The following is a 23877-nucleotide window of genomic DNA, read 5'->3' on the forward strand; positions in this document are numbered from 1 at the left end:
GGGCTTTTTTGAGCTAAAAAAGCCCTTCCAGTTACTTGAAATGCTTTTTTATTCAGAAATCAAATCTGGAGAAGATTCGAAATTATTTTTCTCTGTATATACTTAATAAAGGTGGGAAAGATGGCTGGAAATAAGACTTACAACATTTCACATATGTAAAACTTAGGAAACGACTTGTGATACTCTACCAATTGGAAAAGAAATGGTGTACCTGATTTTCCTTTAAGTCAAGTTCAGTTTTCGGAAGATAACTCATCCACAATCGCATTAAATTTTCTGTCAAATTCACGATAATATTCACCTGTTGCCGGACCGGTAAAATATCTATGCACATAGCGGGCATAGCCTTCTTTATCTATAAATACAAGTGTTGGGAAGGCCATAATCTCATCCATAAATGGAAATGCTTCAGCTGCCTTAGTCTTGGAAAGCGGACCACCAAGAATCATTCGGTAAGGCACATTCAGCCTTTCTTTATAGGTTTGAATTCGCTGTAATCCATATTCCGGAGAATAGTTCGCCTCATAATTCACAGCAAGTATTTCAACTTCTTTAGCGGGATTATTGGCAACCCAATCCCTTAAATACCGGGTTTGATCCTGACTGTTAGAACACCACATTCCCATTATCTGTACAATGAGTACTTTATCTTCATAATTTTCCGGATTGATTTTCTGATCTGCTAAACCAGCTAGTTTTTCCCATTCGGGTTTGATATTTCTACCAGATAAATCTACAAATTCAAAAGGGTCAGGGAGTTCAACTTCTTCATCCCTTTTTGCTTTCCAAGGGCGGGAATATCCATCATCGAGTATCAGATCGCCACTCCATTGTTGAGTTCTTTCATCGTAGCTCCCCTTCAGCACAAAAGAATGCACACCATCAAAAGTTGACAGTTCAATCGTATTGCCCTCTACTTTCCCTTCAAAAAATCTATAAGCGCTGACTTCGGTCATCAGGGTCCCGGTCACTTTATTGCCATTCTGTTCAAAAAGTCCCACGGCAGGATATTCACTGTTCATGCCCACATTCACTCTCATATCCCAACGCTCACCCACTTGTACAGGATTTTGTTCCTTATAGATATCGTACCTTGGTAATCCGAATTCCCCTCTGAAAGGATAGCTTCGATTGTTGTAGTGCTTGAATAGCGTCCCTTCCATAAACTCCTCTCCCATCTTCATTTTCAGGGTAATATCAAAGCCAAACATAGGAATGACGAGGCTGTCGCTACGTACCGTAGCTTCCAGAGAAGCGCGATCACCACCATTGATAAACGTTAGCACAGGTTTAGTACCTGGTTGCGGATAATCCACCTCAAACTGAAATGGTATTTCTGCATTGCTGTAAATGATAGCGCCTTTCCAAAGTCCTTCTCTGGGCGATTGAGCAAAACTGAAGGTGGAAAACACAATGAGTGAGACGAATAGGCTAACAAGATTTTTCATGAAGAGGATATAGCCATTTCACAGAAAATTCCGAGGTCGTTGTGATAAGATCACTTAGGGCGGATTGGTAATCCTCCCGGGTAGCCTTTTGTATCTAACCTTATTCTGCTAAAACACCAGTCGGGCTACCAGCCCGACCTACGGTTTTCTACTTAGCCGCTAACGGATAATCTGTGTAATCCCAAAATCAGCTTAATCTGTGATCACATGTTACGCCGATACTGCCCGCCTACTTCATATAAGGCATGAGAGATTTGTCCCAGCGATGCCACTTTCACCGTTTCCATGAGTTCCTCAAACAGATTTCCATTATTACGGGCTATTTCCTTAAGCCGTTCAATAGCTTCCTCAGCTTCTGCTTCATTTCGCTTCCAGAACTGCTCCAGGTTTTCAATCTGCTGGCGTTTTTCTTCTTCAGTAGAACGGATAAGATCGATTTCTTTTTCTTCCTCTTCACCGCCCTCTTCTTTTTGGAAGGTGTTTACCCCAACAATAGGTAGCTCACCTGAATGTTTTTTGGATTCATAGTACAAGGATTCATCCTGAATTTTCCCACGCTGATACATATTCTCCATCGCGCCCAGAACTCCACCTCGTTCAGTGATGCGATCAAACTCAGTTAGTATAGCTTCTTCTACTAAATCTGTGAGCTCTTCTATGAAATAGGAACCTTGATTAATGTTCTCATTTTTAGCCGTTCCCAACTCTTTATTTATGATCATTTGTATGGCCAATGCCCGTCTTACAGACTCCTCAGTCGGTGTGGTAATTGCTTCGTCGTAAGCATTGGTGTGCAAGGAATTGCAATTATCATATATCGCTAATAAAGCCTGTAAAGTGGTACGGATATCGTTGAACTGAATCTCTTGTGCGTGCAGCGAACGACCACTCGTTTGGATATGATATTTCAGTTTTTGAGATCGATCGTTGGCTTCGTATTTATCCTTCATAGCTACGGCCCAAATTCTTCGGGCTACCCGGCCGATTACTGCATATTCAGGATCAAGACCATTGCTAAAAAAGAAGGAAAGGTTGTGAGCAAAATCATCTACATCGAGTCCGCGGGCAAGGTAATATTCCACGAAGGTAAATCCATTTGCCAGTGTGAAAGCAGCTTGGGTAATTGGGTTGGCTCCAGCCTCAGCAATGTGATAACCTGAAATAGAAACTGAGTAGTAATTCCGAACCTTATGCTCGGTAAAGTAGGTTTGAATATCGCCCATCATCTTCAGGGCAAATTCAGTGGAGAAAATACAGGTATTCTGAGCCTGATCTTCTTTTAAGATGTCAGCCTGAACGGTTCCACGAACTACATTTAGGGTATCTTCCTTGATTTGTTCATAGGTATCTTCTTCAATCAAATGATCTCCTGAAATACCCAGCAACCCAAGACCAAACCCATCGTTTCCTTCCGGGATGTCATTACTGTACTCAGGGGGATTAACACCTCGTTCTTTGAAGTACGATTTAATCTTTTTCTTGGCCTCATCCCACTTACCATTTTCTTTCAAGTATCGTTCTACCTCCTGATCAATAGCTGTATTCATAAACATCGCTAAGATCATGGGGGCCGGACCGTTAATGGTCATAGATACCGACGTTTTTTGGGAAGTAAGTTCAAAGCCGGAATACAATTTTTTCATATCATCAAGCGTACAAATACTTACACCGGAATTCCCAATTTTACCATAAATATCGGGACGGTAGCCGGGATCTTCGCCGTAGAGTGTTACGGAATCGAAAGCTGTGGAAAGTCGGGCAGCCGGCATTCCCTCACTTACATAGTGAAACCGCTTGTTGGTCCGCTCAGGTGTTCCTTCTCCTGCAAACATTCGGGTTGGATCTTCTCCTTCTCGCTTGAAAGGAAATACGCCTGCTGTGTATGGGAAATAACCAGGTAGATTTTCTTTGAGGGCGAATTTCAGCTGTTCCCCTTTATTCTTTGTTTTTGGAAGGGCTACCCGTGGAATTTGGAGCCCACTCAGCGACTCCCGGTACAACTGATTCTTAAATTTCTTATCCCGGATCTGCACTTCAAAGTACTCTTGCTGATATTTCTCAAACAACTCATTCCAGCCTTCCAGAATTTTTTTGGGAAGGGCATCCAGTTTAGAAATCCAGTGCTCACGCATTTTGGAAAGATTATCCTGCATTACGGCTTTTTCATCGGGGTCCCAGCTTTCGAGCTGATCGATAGTACCTGAAACCTGATCCAGTTTCGAAGCTACATCTACCTGCTCTTCCACCCACTCATGATAATCACGAACGGTTTCTGAAATTTCGGATAGATAACGAACTCGTTTTCCGGGAATGATGGCCTGCGCCTGAATATCCTCAGCCGGGTTGGGATTGGTATATAATTTAGTTTCCCAACCAATTTCATATCTGTCATTGATACTATCTACCAATGCTTTAAACAGCCGATTCACGCCTTCATCATTGAATTGTGCAGCAATGGTTGGATATACAGGCATATCTTCTTGCTTCGCATGCCATTGGCCCGTATTTCGGATCATTTGCTTCCGAATATCTCTCAGCGCATCTAAAGATCCTTTTTTCTCAAATTTATTCAACACGACAAGCTCTGCAAGATCTAGCATATTGATCTTCTCAAGCTGCGTGGCTGCTCCATACTCGCTGGTCATTACATACATCGGGATATCGGTGTATTCCACGATCTCCGTTCCACTTTGACCAATCCCGGATGTTTCCACAATAATCAAATCAAACCCGGCAGCCTTGTACAATTCTATAGCTCCAAGCAATCCTTTACTGGTGGCACGGTTGGAAGCACGAGTGGCCATACTGCGCATAAAAACGCGTTCCGTATCAATACTGTTCATGCGGATTCGGTCACCGAGTAACGCCCCTCCTGTTTTGATTTTTGAGGGATCAACAGAAATAATTCCAATGGTGAGGTCTTCAAATTCCGTCAAAAACCGACGGACTAATTCATCCGTTAAAGAACTTTTCCCGGCTCCGCCAGTCCCCGTTATACCAACTAAAGGAATAGTCTTTTTACCGATTTCTATTTCATTTTGATCGCCATCAAGGAGTTTACCTTCCTGATAAGAAAGTACCTCACTTTGTTCGTTCTCAATAGCAGTTAGTGCCCGGGCAAGCTGACCATTTTCTCTTTTGGCTACTTTCTTAAGGTCCGGTTTAGCTACTTCAATAGGATCGAAATCACATTCTTTAAGCATGAAATTGATCATACCCTGTAACCCCATTTTACTGCCGTCTTCCACCGAAAATATCCGTTTTACACCGGCTTCATGAAGTTCTTTGATCTCATCCTCTACAATTACACCGCCACCGCCACCAAATACTTTGATATGCCCGGCTCCATTCTCTTCCAACAGCTCAATCATATACTTGAAATACTCCACGTGTCCGCCCTGATACGAACTGATAGCAATACCTTGTGCATCTTCCTGAATAGCACAGTTCACGATTTCATGGACAGAACGATTATGCCCCAGGTGGATAACTTCAGCGCCACTGCTTTGCAAAATGCGCCGCATAATGTTGATGCTGGCATCATGGCCGTCAAACAGGCTTGCAGCTGTTACAAAGCGAACTTTATGCTCACTTTTATATGGCTTTTGAATATTGCTTTTATTTTCTGACTGAACAGCTTTCTTAGTTGCGGATGTTGATTTCGTTTCTACCGACATAATTTTATTTCTTGATGTTTGGAAGCGGTTCCAGAAGATAACGATTTATGAAGGGATTTTCGATGTTGGTTTAAGTTGATTTTAAACAGCCTTGAATTCCAAATTAAGGCTGTTTTTTCTCGTCGTTTGGTTTAGGATTTTTATAAACCAACGTTCGGTGTGGAAATGGAATTTCAATACCTTCTTTATCAAACCGTTTTTTGATACTTTCCATCAGGTCACAACCCATAATAAAAGCATCCTGTGGGGTATTTACCCAGCTCCACGCACGCAGATTCACCGAAGATTCACCCAACAATATGACCTTAATTGGCACAATATCATCTCCGGCCTCTTTTTGCTCGTCAGTACGGGTGTCTATAAAAAACGGGTGAGCCAAGATTTCATCTTTCATAATCTCTTTAGCAAGATCTATATCCGAATCATAGCTGATACCCATATCAATCCACTTGCAAATTTTATTATCCTCGTAATTGGAATTTATAACAACCTCGTTGCTGATTACAGAATTCGGGATAATAATTCGCCTGTTCTCAAAATTACGAATCACCGTATGGCGCAGGTTAATGTCTTCCACTACCCCACTAAGGTCAGTTCTAACCTGAATGCGATCGCCGATCTTATAAGGTTTGAACATCACAATAAATAAACCTCCGACAATATTTGATAACGCAGCCTGAGAGGCAAAACCGATGGCGATTGCAAACAATCCCGCACCGGCAAGTAATGAAGCAGCAATTACCCTGAGCTGCGGAATCATGTATATAGCAAAACTGATACCGGTAAGATAGATCAATACAATAACCGACCTTTTGAAAAAGACTAAGTTGGTTACATCCTCACCATCTTCTACTTCTTTGGATTTTCGGATCATTACATTGATAATCCGAGTTGTCACAGATCCTACAATAATGGTTGTAACCAATATTAGTCCTATAAGGATAGGCAGATGCCAGGTACTGTCAATATATTGGCTTAACAAATCGCTCATAATAAATTAGTTAAATGAAATATTTATTTCGGAAGTGAACCCTTCCTGAACATTTACATTTTGTCGTACAAAATACTTTTCCGGTGCTTCATACGGAATCACAGAACCACGGTCCCATTGCTCATTTCTATTTTCATCCCTATATATAATTAGTGTGTATCTTATTGGAGCCAAATTACTTAAAGTTAACAACTGATTAAAATTTGAGTTCTTCAGCTGCTCACCGGAAGGTCCCAATAATCTGGCGTAATAATTATCTGTGGAGTCCGCATCCTGTAGATTGACTTCAATCTCCCCGTAGTCAGAAACATCCCAATTGTTGGGTTCAAATAACTTTCTTCGTTGCGTCAGTGGGTTCCATGCTAAAAACTGATACTCTACCCCATCAATCCATATTCCCTGTGGCCGAATGACCAATTCATTGCCATCCACTGAAACTTCGGGCCAGTCATTAAAATCAACATCGCCTTCTATAACTACCAGAGAATCAATAACCTCACTTTCTGAAATTGGAGTTGCATAGGTAATCCTGAATTCTTCATCCGGTGCCAGTCCGTTTTTGCCATTTGCTGAGATAATTCTCTGTGTAGTAGTGTCTTCCTGTGCAGTGCCGGTAAAGTCAAGATACTCTGAGACCACTTTATTTCCTGCTAAATCTGTCACACCCTCAGGATTGAGCCGATAATTAACGCCTTCTTCCAATACATTTTCACTTTGAGCAAAAAGTACAAAACCCTCTTCAGGGGATACATATAACGGATAGGCTAAAGTATATTGATTTTCAAGGGAATCAACGATTTCAAACTCCGTATTATCTTTAACTTTAATATCCTCACTAAACCGCAGCCTCAATCTATTTTGTGAGAATAAACCAACTCCCTGAAGAGTTGGAGTAATTGAATCCACTTGAGTGGTATACAGAACATCAAGAGTATCTGTTCCATCCTTTTCAAGGCTGATGATATCTTCATAAAAAGGATACGCGCTTTCATTTTCTTCTTCCCAAATTTTATTTCTGTTGCGGTCGTCAACCAACAGTGCTTTATAATCTCCTTCAGCTAAATAAGAGAACGTAAACACGCCACCGGTATCAGTTTGAGCTTGGTAATTCGCCCTGCTACTTAAGTCAATAGGTTGTCGATACAGAAGAACCCGCTTTTCTTCGGCAGGACTTCCATCATGAGCTAATAAAATTTTTCCGGTTATCTCGCCTCCGTCAATATCATCTCCGGTAGAAATTGCCAGCGTGTAAGGCACTTCTAAATTGTTTCCTCTCGTATCAGCCAAATCCGTTTCAAGCCGAATAATAACCGTTGTAGAGTCTGGAAAATCTTGTTCAAATTCGAGTTTCATGGACTTTCGTCCCCACGAAATATCATACGCGATCCCTAAATCAGGTTCCACCGTAATGGCTTCTCTTGCTGAAGCTCTTCGCACAAATTCATCAAACTGAAATTCAAACTCTCTGCCTGCAAAGTTAGTAGTGCCGGTTTCTGGGATCGTCTTTTCAATAGCAGGACCCTGACTGTCAGAAGGTCCTCCGGTTGGGGCAATAGGCGTTGCACAAGAAATGGCTACTGCAAGGACAACGCATATGGAAAAACTGATTTTTAATCGTCTGTGTATCAAATGAACGAACTACATTTTGTGTTAAAGCTTTCAAAGATAATCATAAAAAACCTTGTTTTTATTTTTATGAAACTCCTTTCACAAAGATATACCTTAGAGTTCACAGAATGAAACGATGAATTACTTTAAAACCAAAGCCGAGTCATTCTGTTTTTGCAAAAGCCTTTATATTTTAAAAATATGATTCTACAAAAACCTGCACTTTACACTGACCTTTACGAATTAACCATGGCCCAGGGATATTTTTTATACGGACGGCATAAACAAACTGCTAATTTCGATTACTTTTTCAGGAAGCTCCCCTTTGATGGTGGATATGTTGTTTTTGCCGGGCTAAGCGACTTTTTGGACATCATACAAAACTTTCGTTTTCATCCTGATGAAATTGAGTATCTCAGGAAACAGGGATTCAAGGAAAAATTTCTTGAATATCTCCAAGATTTTGAGTTCAAAGGCACCATATATGCTGCCAAAGAAGGTGAAATCGTATTTCCAAATGAGCCTGTTGTTCGTGTTGAGGGAAATGTTCTTGAGGCACAAATACTGGAGACGGTTCTGCTGAACACCCTTAATTTTGCTTCTTTAATTGCCACTAAAGCCTCCCGTATTAAGCAGGCTGCCGGTGATCATGCTGTGGTAGATTTCGGGCTAAGAAGAGCGCAAGGCCTCGGTGGTTTGCAGGCATCCAAATCCTGCATGATTGGTGGGTTTCAGGGAACCTCTAACGTATTGGCCGGAAAACTGAATGATATTCCTATCAATGGTACTATGGCCCATTCCTGGGTGCAGTCGTTTGAGGATGAATTAACCGCTTTTAGGACCTATGCAGAGCACTATCCCGATGCCTCCATCCTGCTTGTAGACACTTATAGTACCTTAAAGCAGGGTGTCCCTAATGCTATAAAAGTTGCGAAGGAGTTGGAAGAAAAAGGACATAAGCTGGTAGGTATTCGATTGGATAGCGGTGACCTTGCCTATTTTGCCAGGGAAAGCCGAAAAATGTTAGATGACGCCGGACTTGAATACGTCAAGATTGCAGCATCCAACCAACTTGACGAATACCTGATTAAAAGCTTATTGGATCAAGGAGCCCCAATTGATCTTTTTGGAGTGGGAACTAAGTTGGTAACAGCCTATGATGACCCGGCACTGGATGGTGTATACAAGCTTAGCAAAATAAATGGCAAGCCCTCCCTAAAAATTTCGGAAAATGAAGAAAAAGTAACTCTTCCCGATTCTAAGAAAGTCATTCGGTATTTTAATGATGATGGTTCCTTCTATAGTGACGGAATTGCTTTGATTGATGAAGACACTCCGGAGACCATTTATCACCCCTACATCGCTCACCGTTCAACCCATGTATCCTATTTTGAAAGTGAAGAACTGTTGCATAGAATCGTAGATGAGGGGAAGATAATTATTGATTCTCCCTCAGTTGAAGAAAGCGCATCCTATGCTCAGGAAAGACTTTCGAAACTAAATGACGAGCATAAACGCTTTGATAATCCCCATGTGTATAAAGTGGGCTTAAGCAGAAGGTTACGTGAACTAAAAGTCGAACTTATCAAAAATGCCTGATATGAAAGCATTAATAATTGTTGACGTTCAAAATGATTTTTGTCCCGGTGGCGCCCTTGAAGTTCCTGAAGGTGACACGGTAGTAAAGCCTATCAATAAGCTGATGGACTCTCTTGATTGTGTGGTACAAACCCAAGACTGGCATCCCTCCGATCATCTTTCCTTTGCTTCAAACCATGGCAATAAAGATCCATATGACACTATTGAGATGGAATATGGAGAACAGGTGTTATGGCCGGATCACTGCGTACAGGGAACGGAGGGTGCTGAATTTCACCCCGACCTTAAAAACAAACCCTCCCAACTGATTGTTCGAAAGGGATTTAGAAAAGACATCGATTCCTATTCTGCCTTTTTCGAAAACGACCATGAGACGGTGACCGGACTCCATGGTTATCTGCAAGCCAGAAATATCGATGAGTTGGTCATTGCCGGGCTGGCCACTGACTTTTGTGTTAAATGGACTGCCCTGGATGCACGAAAATTAGGGTATAAAGTTACCTTGGTTGAAAATGCCGTCCGAGGGATTGATATAGAAAGCTCTGTGGATGCAGCTTTTGATGAAATGCGAGAAGCCGGGGTTGAATTTAAAAACTCCGGGGAGATTTCCGATTAAATTGGCTGCTAAAAAGATTTTTGATTTTTGTGTATTTGGAGCCGGCCTCGCAGGTGTAGCGGTATCACAGAAGTTATTAGATGCCGGAGCTACAGTTTGTCTTTTTGATATTGCTGAAGTGGCATCAGGTGCTTCCGGTACTCCTTTGGGGATGGTAAATCCGGCTACAGGAAGAGGCGGCACCAAAGCATGGCGGGCTAAGAAATGCCTGGAATCGGTTACTGCAGATATTGAGTTCATTCAAACTCAAACCAATGATTCCTTTTATAAAAACACAGGTATTCTCCGTCCGGCCCAGGATGAGAATATGGCGGAACGGATGAAAAGTAATGCGCTGGAAAAAGACTGGCCTCAAGGTTGGTGTAAATGGTTAGATGCTAAAGAAGTCGCTGAGATTAACCCTGACTTACATTGTGTGAAAGGAGGAATGTGGCTGCCAAAAGGATTGACGGTGAACGTTGCTAAATATCTGCAAACTAAAGTCCAATACCTGACAGAAAAGGGATTAACTCTTTTTGAAAATGCCAGCTATCTGATTGATCAAGATGATAATTATACTGTAAATATTAGCGGTGAGCGAATCGTTAGCAAAAATCTCATCTTTACGGCCGGAAGTGAAACCGATAAAACCCAATTTTGGGATTTCCTACCCCTTCACCCCATCAAAGGACAGTTGGCCATCTTTGAAACACCCAAAGCCGGCGACTTCGATTATTCCATATCAGCATTGGGATACATCGCCTCCATCTCCAAAACACGATTTATTGCCGGAAGTACCTATGAACATCACTATGACGACCTGGAACCAGACGAGGAAGGTCTTAATTATTTGAAGAAACGATTAGGCAAGGTTTATCCCGCTCTTTTTAAAGATGCGAAATTAGTTGATCAGTGGGCCGGTGTGAGAGCCTCTACTCCAAACCGAAAACCTTTTGTGGGACAGCACCCTGAATTTGAAAATATCTATGTATTTGCAGGATTAGGTTCCAAAGGGTTGCTGTATAGTGATTATCTCGGGGGACTGCTCGCCGAATATATAATGGAAGGAGCCTCCCTTCCACCGATGGTATCAGTCGAGAGGGTTTGATCTTTGAGTGATGGTTTTTAAAAAATCTACCCAATGCACGTCATTGCGAAGGATTCGGCGACCGAACGGGAGCAAATCCTGCGCCTGTCCCGCACAATTTTGTCGGGGGCAATCTGTTTTCAATAAGAAACGCCTTCACTAACGCCTCGTTGTTAACCATGCGGGCTGTATTAGGGAGATCCCGGATCTGCATCTTCACTCCATTCCGATTTGTCCGGGATGACGGGCTTTTAGTTTTTGGGTGGTAGTTTTTAACAAATCGACCCAAGGCCCGTCATCCCGCACGAAGTGCATACGGAGATGCGGGATCTCCTGCCATGAGAAATGTACCTTCCATTTCTTCGTTGATGAAACTCCCAAACGGTATTAGGGAGATTGCCGCGTCTTTCACTATCCCAAACCTACCTTTTACATGGTTTCCTCCTCGCAATGACGGTCTTTTATTTGTTTAATCTTCGTATTCAAATTACTCCCCACAACCCGTCATCGCGAGGAGGCTGTTTGCTGCTATTCGAGCTTTATCGCTTGCCGACGTGGCGATCTGTTTAATTGTAGCAACTCCATTGCCAACGTCAGGTTGTTAGGCATCACAGCCTTACATTATGCTTGGTGGGCGCCTAACAAAGACGGCCTTTTATTGGTTATTCAGGAACACATGCCCATAAAAAAAGCCCGAATCAGTTGATTCGAGCTTCTAAGCATTCTGCTTTAATTAAGTACTACCTCCTACTCACAAATATCCGCAACTTGTTCGGTATAGGAAGTAGTTGATCCGTTAATAGTCACTGTTCGTTTCCGATTTTCATTATCAATCTTTATGATAAAGTCATAATTCACGCCGTTTATGACATTCGAGATCTCAAAACTGCCACCTTCAACCCGGCCGTTATCGTCTTCATTTTGATTCCACTGGATATTCCTTGCCGTTCTCCAAGACTTTCCTTGTCCTTCCGTTCCTGCTCTCCTATAAAGGATAGAAGCAGAGGGTACATCTGTAACCGTAATTTTTTGCCCGCTCGGGCAAGTTAAACCCACTTCAATTATAGCAGAATCTATTGTTTCAGCAGGAGGCGCAGGTAGATCAACCGTTGGATTTGAAGTTCCACATACATCAATGGACTCTTCATAAATGTCATTTGCTAAGGTAGCTCTTATTGTCTTACTTCCTCTTGTGATATTTCTTAGCTGAAGCACATTTCTGCCAGCTTGTAAGTCTGCACTCCGAAAAAATCCACGTTCGGTAATTCGTACAGGAATAATACCTTCATTTCCATTGCGATTAAAAGTCAGAGATGAGTTGCAGGGCTGTTCAGAAAAATAAACTAAGGCGGCAGATCTGAATATTTCTGAATTCAAAGCGTACCTCAGACTTACACGACCATCCGGTAAATTTGTAATCTGAGGATTTGAATAAAGAATAACACGTTCAGCTGTGGTTGGACTAATGAAGGCCAATCGTAATAGCTGCTGGAGTTCCCTATAGGTAGAACCATTCAGAACAAAATTCAAAATGTAAGAACCATCGTTTAACTGATTCCCATTGGCTGCTATTTTACCGCTTCCGCCCTGTACATTAGTTGCAATTTTTCCTGAAGCATCTGTAATGGTTAAATCCATAGCTCCCAACAAGGTCACTGCAGAGTCTCCTACATTCTCCACTAATTCATCAGGAACAGCCTCAACCGCTAACGCTTCATTTGGACTGTAGTAAATTGCACTGGATTCGAGTGAGCCGGTTAATGCTACACCGTTTTGATCTGTAAACATACTTCCCTTAGCTACTTCAACAGAACTACCGGTTTCTTCTCCTGAGTTATCAGTAGTATTGCTCAGCTCTATATTAATATCTTCATTAGTAACACCACTTTCGTCAGCAGACCCGGCAACCCCTTCTTCAATTTCAACTCCTGAGGGTGGCGCACTTTTCTTAATCATATTGATCGTAAAATTATTTGCCCCTTCATCTGCAACAGAGATAGTCTTAACAGCTGATAAGTATCCATTAGCTTGAAGTCTTAACTGAATTTGAGCAGGATTTGATTCACTTGGAGCAACGCTGTTGTCAATTCCAAAATTTAGGATTCCATCTCCTACCTCTCGCTGACTGATAGGATCGCTGTAAATGTCAATGATATCAGAGCTATTTTCTCCCCCAAAATTTGCTGTCACATTATTGCTGATGAACTCCCCGGTAGCGGCATCAATCAATTGTACCGTTACCGATGTATTTATGGGTTCAAGTTCCACCAACACACCAAAGTCATCGGCGGCATCGGTGAGTCCTGAAAAATCACAGCTGTTCAAACTCACAGCTAAAACTCCAAGCAACGCTAATGAGTATATTTTCTTTATTAGTTTCATAGGTATAGTCTTTTTTGTTAATACTCTTTTGATATTCTTGGTAATTAGAAGCGGTATGTTAAACCCAGGTTCAATACCGGATAGAATTTGAAATCTTTAAGTCCGTCTTCAAAATCCTGATCCTGGTTAGCTGTCGGGGCAATCATACCGGTCCCTTCCATCGTCACATTCGGAGAGTTGGTGTACATGGCACCCAATTCAACATTGAGCTTAAGCTTGTTGCCTTTGGCTACTGGATTACCGAATCCAAGTCCGGCATACGGGACAATCTTGGATTCGTAATCCACTTTAGCTCTCAGCGATCCGAGTCGATCCGGCTCAAACGTCTTGGTGTCACTGAACTCGTAGGGCTCGTTGGGTGTGGCCCCGCCATCAATGATAAAATCATGGTAGAAAATCCCGCCGGAGAGTTTAAGTCCTTTGCTGAATGGATAAAAGTCCACAATGGCTCCGACCGAGGTTACATCACTGGTCATATCGTAGGCAATATCCGGATCATCATCATACACCCCGTCCATATCGTAAGAGAAAAAAGTTCCCGAGACGCGAGCGTTAAGTTTGTCGTTTACGGAGTAGGTGAAATCTCCACCAATTCCTGCAGAACCGGCTTTTATTCCTACTGCCATCTGGGCATTTGCAAACTCGGTCGTGAGAAAGAATACCCCTACAATTATTAAAATTCGAGTTGTAAATGTCTTATTCATATGTGTACCTGGATGTTTATTATTTTATAGTTGAAAAAGGTCGTTCCGATGAAACGGTCTTTATCTATTATATTTTTGATAAAGAGTTGAATTGGAGCAGTAATAATACCAATCAACCATCCCTTCTACATTTAATCTTATTCTATATTTCTATTTTACGGGCAATTAACCTATGTTTTTTTAACAATTCAATTTTACTGTTAATATTTTAAAAATGCACCCTTTATTTCAAATCAAACATTAATTTATGTTTTGGTAACCGTATCCGTTTTTACACTTACTCTTCGGAAAACGATGTACATTTATCCGCCTATTGATAGTACATATTTAAAGTGATACGCACCATAGGCAGTAATGCCCAAAACATATTAGGTAGTAGTACTTATGTATTTTCACGTAACATTATGATGAGCTAAACTGAAATATCAATTCTCTTACATATTCAGTATTTTTGAAGCTTCTCAGAATTACCAAAATTAATAATCTTATTTAATGTCAGACCAAGAATTATCCCTTTCAGAACAAGAAGAAATTCGCCGGGAAAAATTGCAGCAATTACAAGAGTTAGGAGTGAATCCCTACCCTTATTCTTTTGACGCCACCCATACCTCCAAACAGATCTTAGATAATGAAACTGAACTCATTCGGGATGAGGATAATCCTGATACGGATACCGTTGTTGTAGCCGGTCGTGTTATGACCAAACGAGTGATGGGGAAAGCGGCCTTCTTCAATTTACAGGATTCGGAAGGGACCATTCAGGTGTATATACGCCGGGATGATGTAGCCACAGAAGAACTCGGAACTGACAACTACAATAAGGTCTTCAAAAAGCTCGTGGATATTGGGGATTTTGTAGGCATCAAAGGATTTGTTTTTAAGACGGGCACTAATGAAACGACGGTTCATGCGGAAGAATTTACCTTCTTAGGCAAGACAATCCGTCCTATCCCCACTCCCAAAGAGGAAACGACGGAAGATGGGGAAACCATCATCCACGATGCCTTCACCGATAAAGAACAGCGCTATCGCATGCGTTATGTGGATTTAATTGTGAATCCAGAAGTTCGCAAAACCTTTCAGCAGCGAACGGATATGGTTCAAACCATGCGTAACATCATGAATGAGAAAGGGTATCTTGAAGTGGAGACGCCTATCCTGCAACCTGTTTATGGTGGTGCAGCTGCTAAACCTTTTGTAACCCACCACAATGCGTTGGATATGGATCTGTACCTACGAATTGCCAATGAGCTTTACCTGAAGCGTTTGATTGTAGGCGGATATGACGGCGTGTATGAATTTTCAAAAGATTTCCGGAATGAAGGGCTTTCCCGTTTCCATAATCCTGAATTCACCCAGGTTGAGCTATATGTGGCTTACAAAGATTACAACTGGATGATGGAGTTCACCGAAAACATGCTGAAGCAAGTGGCCCTGAAACTGCATGGTTCTACTAAGGTTCAGGTTGGTGAGAATGAAATTGATTTTAAAACTCCCTGGCCACGCATCCCATTATTTGAAGCCATTGAAAAGGAAACCGGTCATGATCTCTACGGCAAAGATCTGGATGAACTAAAAGCCATTGCCAAAGAATTGCATATCGAAATGGATGAGTCTTTCGGTGCCGGTAAAATCATCGATGAGATTTTTGGGGAATTTGTGGAAGGCAAACTTATTCAACCGACTTTCATTACGGATTACCCGATTGAAATGAGTCCCCTTACCAAAAAGCACCGTTCCAAAGAAGGATTGGTGGAGCGATTTGAAGCGATTTGCAACGGGAAGGAAATTGCCAATGCATATACCGAGCTTAATGACCCAATCGATCAACGGGAACGACTCGAAGAACAAGCCAAACTACGCGCCGGTGGCGATGAAGAAGCGATGACCATCGACGAAGATTTCATCCGTGCCCTGGAATATGGAATGCCTCCAACGGCCGGAATCGGTATTGGTATTGATAGATTGGCGATGATCATGACGAATTCTGATTCTATCCGGGATGTACTGTTCTTCCCTCAAATGAAACCTGAGTAGGTTATTTGTTAATGGTATATTCGTTAACAGGCTGTCTTTAAGTCTATTCCAAAAATATAACTGAAGGTTTATCAGGATCATACAGAAACCGCTTAACAATTAACGAATAACCAATAACTAAAGCATGAAATTTGAATGGTATCTGGCAAAGCGATATTTCAAGGGATCCCGAAAAAGTTCGGGATTTCTTTCCTTTATCAAATATATGTCGATTGCCGGTATCGCCATTGGTGCAGCCGGACTGCTAATCGCTCTTTCTATTGTTCATGGATTTAAGTCTACCATCAATGGCAAGATCATGGACTTTGCCCCTCATGTAACCATCAGTACCTTCACCGATCGGCCTATGGATCGTGCTGATACCTTGTTGACACATCTGGACCAATATCCTCAAATTGAAAGCAAACAGGCTATTGTGCAGGGACAGGTTATGATTCAGACCCGGGATAACGTCACCGGCACCACCATAAAAGGTGTGGATGCGGAACAACCTGATTTTGGAGTTGGAAACTATCTTGCCAGCGGTACCTTTGATTTAAAAGTTGATCCTGATGGATTCCCAGGCATTATTCTTGGGGCACAATTAGCTCAACAACTTCAAGCTGATGTCGGGTCGATCATTACCGTGTACACTATTGAAGGAGACCCTACCCTCCTCAATTCCCCGGAAATAAAACAATTCAGGCTAACTGGAATCTACGAGACTGGTATCGATCTTTTTGATGATGTCTTTGCTATGGTTGAACGAAAGCATACCCGACAACTTTTCAATTTCAGTGAAACTCAGGCCAGTGCTGTAGAAATACGATTAAAAGATGACGAGAAGATTAATTCTTTTACTGCTGAATTAAATAAGCAGCTTATTTTTCCTTACTTCAATGAACCCATTTATTCTGTTTTCGGTAATATCTTTGCCTGGGTTGAATTACAAGAAAATATGATTCCTTTGGTTATCAGCGGTATGATCATCGTGGCTGCCTTCAACCTGATTGGCGCTATCCTAATGATGGTACTGGAGCGTACCCGCGATATAGGGATATTGAAAACCATTGGGAGTAAATCGAAAGCCATCCGAAAGACTTTTATGCTTGAAGGGATGATGGTTGCGGCCATTGGTCTTGGGATAGGGATTATTATCTCTCTTATCTTCTATTATTTGCAGCTTAATTATCAAATTATTCCGCTCTCCCAGGAAAATTATTATATGGCCTATGTTCCGGTGGAACCTCATCTGCTGGATTTCCTGATTGTTTCTGTGGTCACAGTATTCCTATCCGGATTAGCCTCTTGGTTCCCTGCCCGAATCGCTGCCAATACCGATCCCGTCAAGGTTATTTCCTTCGGCCGATAATACCGTACCTCGGCTCGCTGAGCCGAAATGGTTTAACCGGCAAACAACTTTGGAAGCAAACAAAACCTATATTAGAACTCCACATCTCAAAAAGTCCTCTTCAAAAATAAATAAGTCAGGATAAAACTTCGTGAAGCTTAGTGTCCTTGTGCCTTTGTGGTAAAAAGGAAGGCCACGAAGGCACAAAGCCACCAAGAATCACAAAGGGGAAAGCAGAATTAAGGATGGAGTCGAAAAAGAAAATTGAGCTTATTGAAAATTTGAACACTAACTGGGAAGAAATTGCTAAGGACTGGTTTTCTTGAATACCCTCAATAGTTGTCACCCAGAGCGGTAAAAGAATTTGGGGGGGCTGGTGGTATAACGCGAAGGGTCTCAATGGTTGATCTGGCAGGTAGTGTTGGCGAGTGAGATCCCTCGTGTAAGGTCGGGTTTTCTTTGGCTAATTTTGGGCACTCGGGATGACAGCTTTTGGGGTTGTAGTACTATTAGTTTGGAAGCTCCTATTCCCTAAGAATAAATTTTAACCCATAAAAAAGGGCGGATAAACTATCCGCCCTACTGGTAATATCATAGACTAATGAATTTGAGACCGATATCAGTTTAGCACAGTATCTACTTCTTCCCAGTCCATATCAAAAGCTTCGGCTACATCTTTATAGACAATAATTCCGTTGGCAATATTTAATCCTTTCAACAATTCAGGGTCATCATTAAGGGCTTGCTTCCAGCCTTTATTGGCTAAGTCAACTGCATAAGGCAAGGTTACATTCGTCAGCCCCATCGTTGAAGTATAAGGCACAGCCCCTGGCATATTGGCCACACAATAATGAACCACATCATCCACCATATACACAGGATCTTTGTGGGTAGTTGGCTTTGAAGTTTCAAAACATCCACCCTGATCAATGGCTACATCTACCAATACTGTTCCGGGCTTCATTTCCTTTAGCATATCGCGAGTAATGAGATGCGGAGCTTTTGCACCCGGCTTCAATACAGCCCCGATAATCAAGTCAACATCAGATAGCATTTTTCGAATGTTCGCTTCAGATGAAAATATGGTATTCACATTTTTATCCATCACATCATCGAGGTAACGAAGGCGCGGCATGTTGATATCCATGATGGTTGTATCTGCGCCCATACCGGCGGCAATTTTAGCTGCATTCACACCCACAACACCACCGCCAAGCACTAACACTTTGGCGGGAGGTACACCGGGAATTCCACCCATCAATTTACCCAATCCACCTTTGGGTTTTTCAAGATAAACGGCTCCTTCCTGGGCAGCCATACGTCCGGCTACTTCACTCATAGGAATTAATAGCGGAAGAGATCGGTCGGATTTTTCAACTGTTTCGTACGCAATGGCAATACATTTAGACTCTACTACCGCTTTTGTAAGCGCTTCTTCGGCTGCAAAATGAAAATAGGTGAAAATAACCTGTCCTTCCTGCATCCGTGGATATTCCACTGCGATAGGTTCTTTCACTTTCATGATCATTTCGGCTTTCTGCCAAACTTCTTCTACATCATCAATAATAGTGGCTCCGGCATCAACATACTGCTGATTGCTAAAACCACTGCCCACACCGGCATTATTTTCAATTAGCACCTCGTGACCGTTCCGCGTTAGCTGCACAACACCACCCGGTTGAATAGCTACCCTGTTCTCGTGGGTTTTAATCTCTTTAGGGACTCCAATAATCATGATATAAAAGTTTAGTTTAGCTGTTATTTTAGGGGACGCAAAGGTAGGTATTTTTCAGGAAAACTTGGTAATCAATATTTGTTAATGAGATACCATTTCCCTTATGTTATTTCCTGTTAAAACAATAAATGTTTGATCTATTTGCACTACTTTTGTTGCACTAATTTTTTTCGGAACCAATCATTTTCAATTATGACTAACAAATATATACTCACTTTAAGCGCCTCCTTACTGTCTCTAATGCTGATAGTTGGATGTTCAGCAACCAAGAAAACTTCCTCCGACCAATCCTCACCCCAAAAATTTTCAGCACCTTCAGACGGTTACTCTTCCGTAATTACCGACGAAGCTGAAACAGATGAAGGACTTTTTGATGTCCACTGGGTGGATGATAAACTCTATTATGAAATCCCCGACTCATTACTTAAACGCGAGATGTTACTTGTAAGCCGACTCGCCCAAGTTCCTTCCGATTTCTTTGGATTCTTCTCGGCAGGATCAAAAACGGCTGAGCAAGTTATCACTTTTGAAAAACAGGATGATAAAATTTTGTTACGTAAGCAGTCGTACAATGCAGTCGCTTCGGATACCCTACCGATCTATCAGTCTGTAAAGGCAAACAACTTCGCTCCTATCATTGCCGCTTTTGATATTGAAACCATGGGCGAAGATTCCACATCATATGTTATTGAAATGACTGATTTCTTTACTTCAGATATTGAAGCAATCAGCGGAGCTATTGGCTTTTTACGCCAGCAATATCAGGTTCGCCGACTTGACGGAGACCGGACCTACATCGAGTCAGCCAAAAGTTTTCCCCAGAATATTGAAGTACGCCATGTGCTAACCTACAATGCCGGTAATCCTCCTTCCGACCAGCAAACTGCTACTTTATCTATGATGATGAATCAGTCGATGGTATTGTTACCTAAGGAACCAATGCGTCCCCGTTACGAAGATTACCGGGTAGGCTGGTTTACCGTAAACCAAATTGATTATGGCTCTGATGCCCAAAAAGCAGAAGAAAAAAGTTACATCCGCCGATGGAGACTGGAACCCAAAGATCCCGAAGCTTATGCCCGCGGAGAATTGGTGGAACCGGTTAAACCTATTGTGTATTACCTCGATCCTGCGACTCCCGAAAAATATGTACCCTACATCAAGCAGGGCGTTGAAGATTGGAACGTAGCTTTTGAAGAAGCCGGTTTCAAAAATGCGGTGATTGCCAAAGAAGCTCCTTCTCCGGAAGAAGATCCTGACTGGAGTCCAGAAGATATTAGATATTCAACCGTTCGTTGGGTTGCAAGTACCATCCGCAATGCTGTGGGACCCAGTGTAAGTGATCCGCGTACCGGGGAAATTATTGAAAGTGATATCGTTTGGTATCACAATCATATGCGTTCTTATCGGAATCGACTGATGATTGAAACGGGGGCGGCAAATCCCGCCGCTCGCCAACTAAAGCTGGATGACGACCTCATTGGCGAAACCATGCGCCGTGTTATTTCTCATGAAATTGGTCACGCCATCGGACTTCCACACAACATGCAGTCAAGTTCGGCTTACCCTGTGGATTCGCTACGTTCCGGAAACTTCACCCAAAAATACGGGATAGCAACCACCATCATGGAATATGCTCGACAGAATTATATTGCTCAACCGGGCGATGAAAACATCCGGTTCATCCGAAAAATTGGTCCATATGACAAGTATGCAGTGAACTGGGGCTACCGTGTAATACCTGATGCTGAAACTCCGGAAGACGAAAAACCTATCCTTGATGAATGGATTCTTGAAAAAGCCGATGATCCTGTATATCGCTTTGCTTCTTCTACCGGGTATGATCCATCTTCACAAACCGAAGATCTGTCTGATGATCCGGTTCAAGCCAGTACCTATGGATTGATGAACCTGAAGCGGGTAGTCCCGAATTTGATTGAGTGGACTTCAACCCCGGGCGAAGGCTACGATGATCTGGAAGAAATTTATGGAGAATTAGTAGGCCAGTGGGCGCGTTATGCTGGTCATGTTTCTACGAACATTGGTGGTGTTTACCAAAGCAGAAAAAGTTCGGATCAGGAAGGAGTGCTCTACAACCCAGTCCCAAAAGATTACCAGGTTGAGGCCATGGGCTTCCTAAACGAACATGTATTTACGACTCCCGATTGGCTGTTGGATAAAGAGATCCTTCGCCGGATTGAGCATGCAGGTGCCCTTGACAGAGTGCAGGGATTACAAACAAGAATGCTCAATGACGTAATGGCCGCAGATGTGATGATGCGTCTAAATGAAGCTTACGCCTTTGATGGCGATGAAGCTTATGCACCACTTGAGATGCTGGAAGATTTAAGAACCGGTGTATGGAGTGAGGTTTATGAGATGCGTCCCATAGATCCATATCGAAGAAATCTGCAGCGCGAGTATCTGGATAATATGGAAAGTCTGTTTACCAACGATTCCCAAAGAGGTGTTGATGTCAAAAACTCTGACATCCGACCTTTTATCCGGGTAGAGCTTAACCAGTTGCAAAATGATTTGGAAAGAGCACAAACTCGAATTTCAGATTCGCTTTCCAGGGCACATATTGAAGATGCTCTGCACAGGATTGATGAGATATTGAACCCTGATAATTAACTTCCCGCTACATATTTTTGAGACCAAACCCCTGTGTAAAATCAGGGGTTTTTTAATTTCAACCTAGGCTTATAAAATTTCCATTTTGTGATTTTCTTTTCCTGAAAATAAATTTGATATATATATAAGTATTATAGTAAAGGTATGTTTATAAATATATACTACTTACCAATCACTAAAATCTTTTAGTTGTGAAATATCTTATGATAATAATGTTAGTGGGGTTTTTGAATACTAACTCTACACTTACTGAAAATTCTGATCTAATCAATACCGAAGTAATAAATATTTCAGATTAAATTATAGAATTAAAAGCACCAATTGTTAGTCCATGCTTAGCTGCAAGTTTACAGAAAAAGAAATCTGATCCATTATTATGTGCTTTTGCTTGCACACCAACTTGGACGCCAATGTATGATGGCCCGGACAGTGCTACTTGCGTACAGGGTGGGGGCTCTATATGTCAAGCTTTACTTATAGCTTTACAATGTCCATCATGTACTCCACCAATAATTGAATAAGGTTATTATGAAACTAATTTTAGCTTTTCTAATAACTATGGGGTTGGGCATCTGTAATGCCCAACCCTCCATTATATTTAAAGGGATTAGTAATAATCTCAAACTTGTAAAAAATAAAACAATTGAATTGGATGAAAATTTAATGCCATTTGGCAGAGCATACGATATCTGTAGTTTACCTAATTCAAATAATTTTGTTTTAATTACAGATCAACAAACTTCAAGTGTAATCAAGTATTCGCCTGATGGCTTGCAAATGCAAATAATTGGTAAAAAAGGACGGGGACCATTTGAATATGAACGGCCAGTAAAATTATTTTGCGATGTAGATGCTATTTATTTTCGGGAGGGGGTCTCATCCAAATATTTAAGTTTCGATAGTAATGGAAATGGATTATGGGAAAAAATTGCATTTCCTATTGCACCAGGAAAGTTCATTATTGATGATAATTCGTTAGTTCTTATTCATTTTGTACCTCAGTTGCATAAAGATTATCTCAAAATTTTTGATATAGATAGTGAAGAGCAAATCAAATCTTTTGGGTTTACTAATAACATTGATCCTTTACTCGGTATATACAACGGCTCAGGTGGCTTAACAAAGCATTTTGACCGAATCTATTTTGCTCGCCCCTCCGATACCAAGCTCTATTACCTGCAAGATGAAAGTGTTGATTCTGTTGAATTTACTGATCCCGAGTTTGAGGTAAAAAAAACCAACCTTACCCAAGACAGTGACTGGAATAAGGTTGTCGATTATATTTCGTCAAACAGCCGGGTATCCGGATTATTTCCTCTAAGTAATTATCTCATCGCACAAACTGAGCACGGAACTGTAGAAGAAGATCGATATTCAAAACTTTTTGTATTCAACAAAGATCATACTCTTTTAGATGAAATTACGGTTCCGCCAAAATCGCAATTATATTATCAGCAGAACTTCATGAAATTTTCAGGAAATGGGTTTTTATATTCTTTCTATGAACAAGGAAATCAAAAATTTATTACTGAATGGGCTATAGAATCAATTGAAAACTGATATCATCTCATCTAAATTCTTACTAAAATAAATTGGTGCTTTTTACTTCAGCTTTGCAGCCTTATATATACCTTTCTCCGTAATTTTAACATGACCGTAAAGAAATGGCCCTCCAATAGAAGCCACTTCAATAAGTCCTTTTCCTTCCAAATATTCGAGTAAATTTTTGAGTTCCGTGCGGTCTAATTCAAGCTCTTCCACTAAACTTTCTACAGCAACTTTGACCTCCGGATTACTTTCACTTTTCTCTGCAAGAAGTGAAAGCAGCTCTTTTGCTCGTTTGTTAAAGTCTCCGCCTATTAGCATATATTGGGTTGATGAAAGCTTGCCAAAGAATGCCCATTTCACCTAAACAAAACGTTACGCTATTGTTAAGCTATTATTAACATCAGTATCTTAATTACATATAAAATCTGCTTTGCTGGAAAATCAATGATATCATTTTCGCGTTACTCACTATGCTGATTAGTCAGCCTTAAAGCAATCGTTT

At 41.5% G+C, this 23877-nt stretch carries 15 protein-coding genes; 7 read left to right on the forward strand and 8 right to left on the reverse strand.

Annotation, left to right across the window (positions count from 1 at the left end):
- Positions 1 to 233 precede the first annotated feature (233 nt).
- The 4 genes from RI561_RS00270 to RI561_RS00285 all read right to left on the reverse strand — a co-directional run bounded on the left by RI561_RS00270 (position 234) and on the right by RI561_RS00285 (position 7745).
- Positions 234 to 1448 (reverse strand): peroxiredoxin family protein, encoded by a 1215-nt coding sequence (locus RI561_RS00270; protein WP_395078203.1) that lies wholly within the window; start codon positions 1446 to 1448, stop codon positions 234 to 236.
- 203 nt (positions 1449 to 1651) lie between these two features.
- Positions 1652 to 5125: a methylmalonyl-CoA mutase family protein gene (locus RI561_RS00275; protein WP_395078204.1), complete on the reverse strand. Its 3474-nt coding sequence runs from the start codon at positions 5123 to 5125 to the stop codon at positions 1652 to 1654.
- 103 nt (positions 5126 to 5228) lie between these two features.
- Positions 5229 to 6116 (reverse strand): mechanosensitive ion channel family protein, encoded by an 888-nt coding sequence (locus tag RI561_RS00280; protein ID WP_395078205.1) that lies wholly within the window; start codon positions 6114 to 6116, stop codon positions 5229 to 5231.
- Positions 6117 to 6122: 6 nt separating this feature from the next.
- On the reverse strand, positions 6123 to 7745 hold the full coding sequence (locus RI561_RS00285; RefSeq protein ID WP_395078206.1) for an Ig-like domain-containing protein: 1623 nt from the start codon (positions 7743 to 7745) through the stop codon (positions 6123 to 6125).
- A 180-nt stretch (positions 7746 to 7925) separates the two neighbouring features.
- Between RI561_RS00285 and RI561_RS00290 the strand changes: the two genes are divergently transcribed.
- The 3 genes from RI561_RS00290 to RI561_RS00300 are packed head-to-tail and all read left to right on the forward strand — an operon-like array spanning position 7926 to position 11026.
- The gene (locus RI561_RS00290; RefSeq protein WP_395078207.1) at positions 7926 to 9323 is read left to right on the forward strand and encodes a nicotinate phosphoribosyltransferase; all 1398 of its coding nucleotides are present in this window, start codon (positions 7926 to 7928) and stop codon (positions 9321 to 9323) included.
- A 1-nt stretch (position 9324) separates the two neighbouring features.
- On the forward strand, positions 9325 to 9939 hold the full coding sequence (gene pncA, locus RI561_RS00295; protein WP_395078208.1) for a bifunctional nicotinamidase/pyrazinamidase: 615 nt from the start codon (positions 9325 to 9327) through the stop codon (positions 9937 to 9939).
- 1 nt (position 9940) lies between these two features.
- Positions 9941 to 11026 (forward strand): NAD(P)/FAD-dependent oxidoreductase, encoded by a 1086-nt coding sequence (locus tag RI561_RS00300; RefSeq protein ID WP_395078209.1) that lies wholly within the window; start codon positions 9941 to 9943, stop codon positions 11024 to 11026.
- Between the two features lie 726 nt (positions 11027 to 11752).
- Here RI561_RS00300 and RI561_RS00305 read toward each other — a convergent pair.
- On the reverse strand, positions 11753 to 13387 hold the full coding sequence (locus RI561_RS00305; protein ID WP_395078210.1) for a hypothetical protein: 1635 nt from the start codon (positions 13385 to 13387) through the stop codon (positions 11753 to 11755).
- A 44-nt stretch (positions 13388 to 13431) separates the two neighbouring features.
- On the reverse strand, positions 13432 to 14091 hold the full coding sequence (locus RI561_RS00310; protein WP_395078211.1) for a hypothetical protein: 660 nt from the start codon (positions 14089 to 14091) through the stop codon (positions 13432 to 13434).
- Between the two features lie 492 nt (positions 14092 to 14583).
- Between RI561_RS00310 and lysS the strand changes: the two genes are divergently transcribed.
- Both lysS and RI561_RS00320 read left to right on the forward strand, forming a co-directional pair.
- Positions 14584 to 16128, forward strand: a complete 1545-nt coding sequence (gene lysS / locus RI561_RS00315) for a lysine--tRNA ligase (RefSeq protein ID WP_395078212.1) — start codon at positions 14584 to 14586, stop codon at positions 16126 to 16128.
- Between the two features lie 124 nt (positions 16129 to 16252).
- Complete coding sequence (locus tag RI561_RS00320; protein WP_395078213.1) at positions 16253 to 17479, forward strand: FtsX-like permease family protein; 1227 nt, start codon at positions 16253 to 16255, stop codon at positions 17477 to 17479.
- 598 nt (positions 17480 to 18077) lie between these two features.
- Here the strand turns inward: RI561_RS00320 and ald are convergent.
- Positions 18078 to 19193, reverse strand: coding sequence for an alanine dehydrogenase (gene ald / locus RI561_RS00325; RefSeq protein ID WP_395078214.1), 1116 nt, complete (start codon positions 19191 to 19193; stop codon positions 18078 to 18080).
- A gap of 192 nt (positions 19194 to 19385) precedes the next feature.
- Here ald and RI561_RS00330 point away from each other — a divergent pair, with 192 nt between their 5' ends.
- Together RI561_RS00330 and RI561_RS00335 are read left to right on the forward strand one after the other, a co-directional pair.
- Positions 19386 to 21827 (forward strand): zinc-dependent metalloprotease, encoded by a 2442-nt coding sequence (locus RI561_RS00330; protein ID WP_395078215.1) that lies wholly within the window; start codon positions 19386 to 19388, stop codon positions 21825 to 21827.
- 528 nt (positions 21828 to 22355) lie between these two features.
- A complete protein-coding gene (locus RI561_RS00335) occupies positions 22356 to 23387 on the forward strand; it encodes a 6-bladed beta-propeller (protein ID WP_395078216.1) in 1032 nt (343 codons plus the stop codon).
- 42 nt (positions 23388 to 23429) lie between these two features.
- Here the strand turns inward: RI561_RS00335 and RI561_RS00340 are convergent, their stop codons facing one another.
- Positions 23430 to 23735, reverse strand: coding sequence for a hypothetical protein (locus RI561_RS00340; protein ID WP_395078217.1), 306 nt, complete (start codon positions 23733 to 23735; stop codon positions 23430 to 23432).
- Positions 23736 to 23877: the final 142 nt, after the last annotated feature.

Source organism: Gracilimonas sp. (genome assembly GCF_031581265.1).
In the GTDB taxonomy this organism is placed as follows: Bacteria; Bacteroidota; Rhodothermia; order Balneolales; family Balneolaceae; genus Gracilimonas.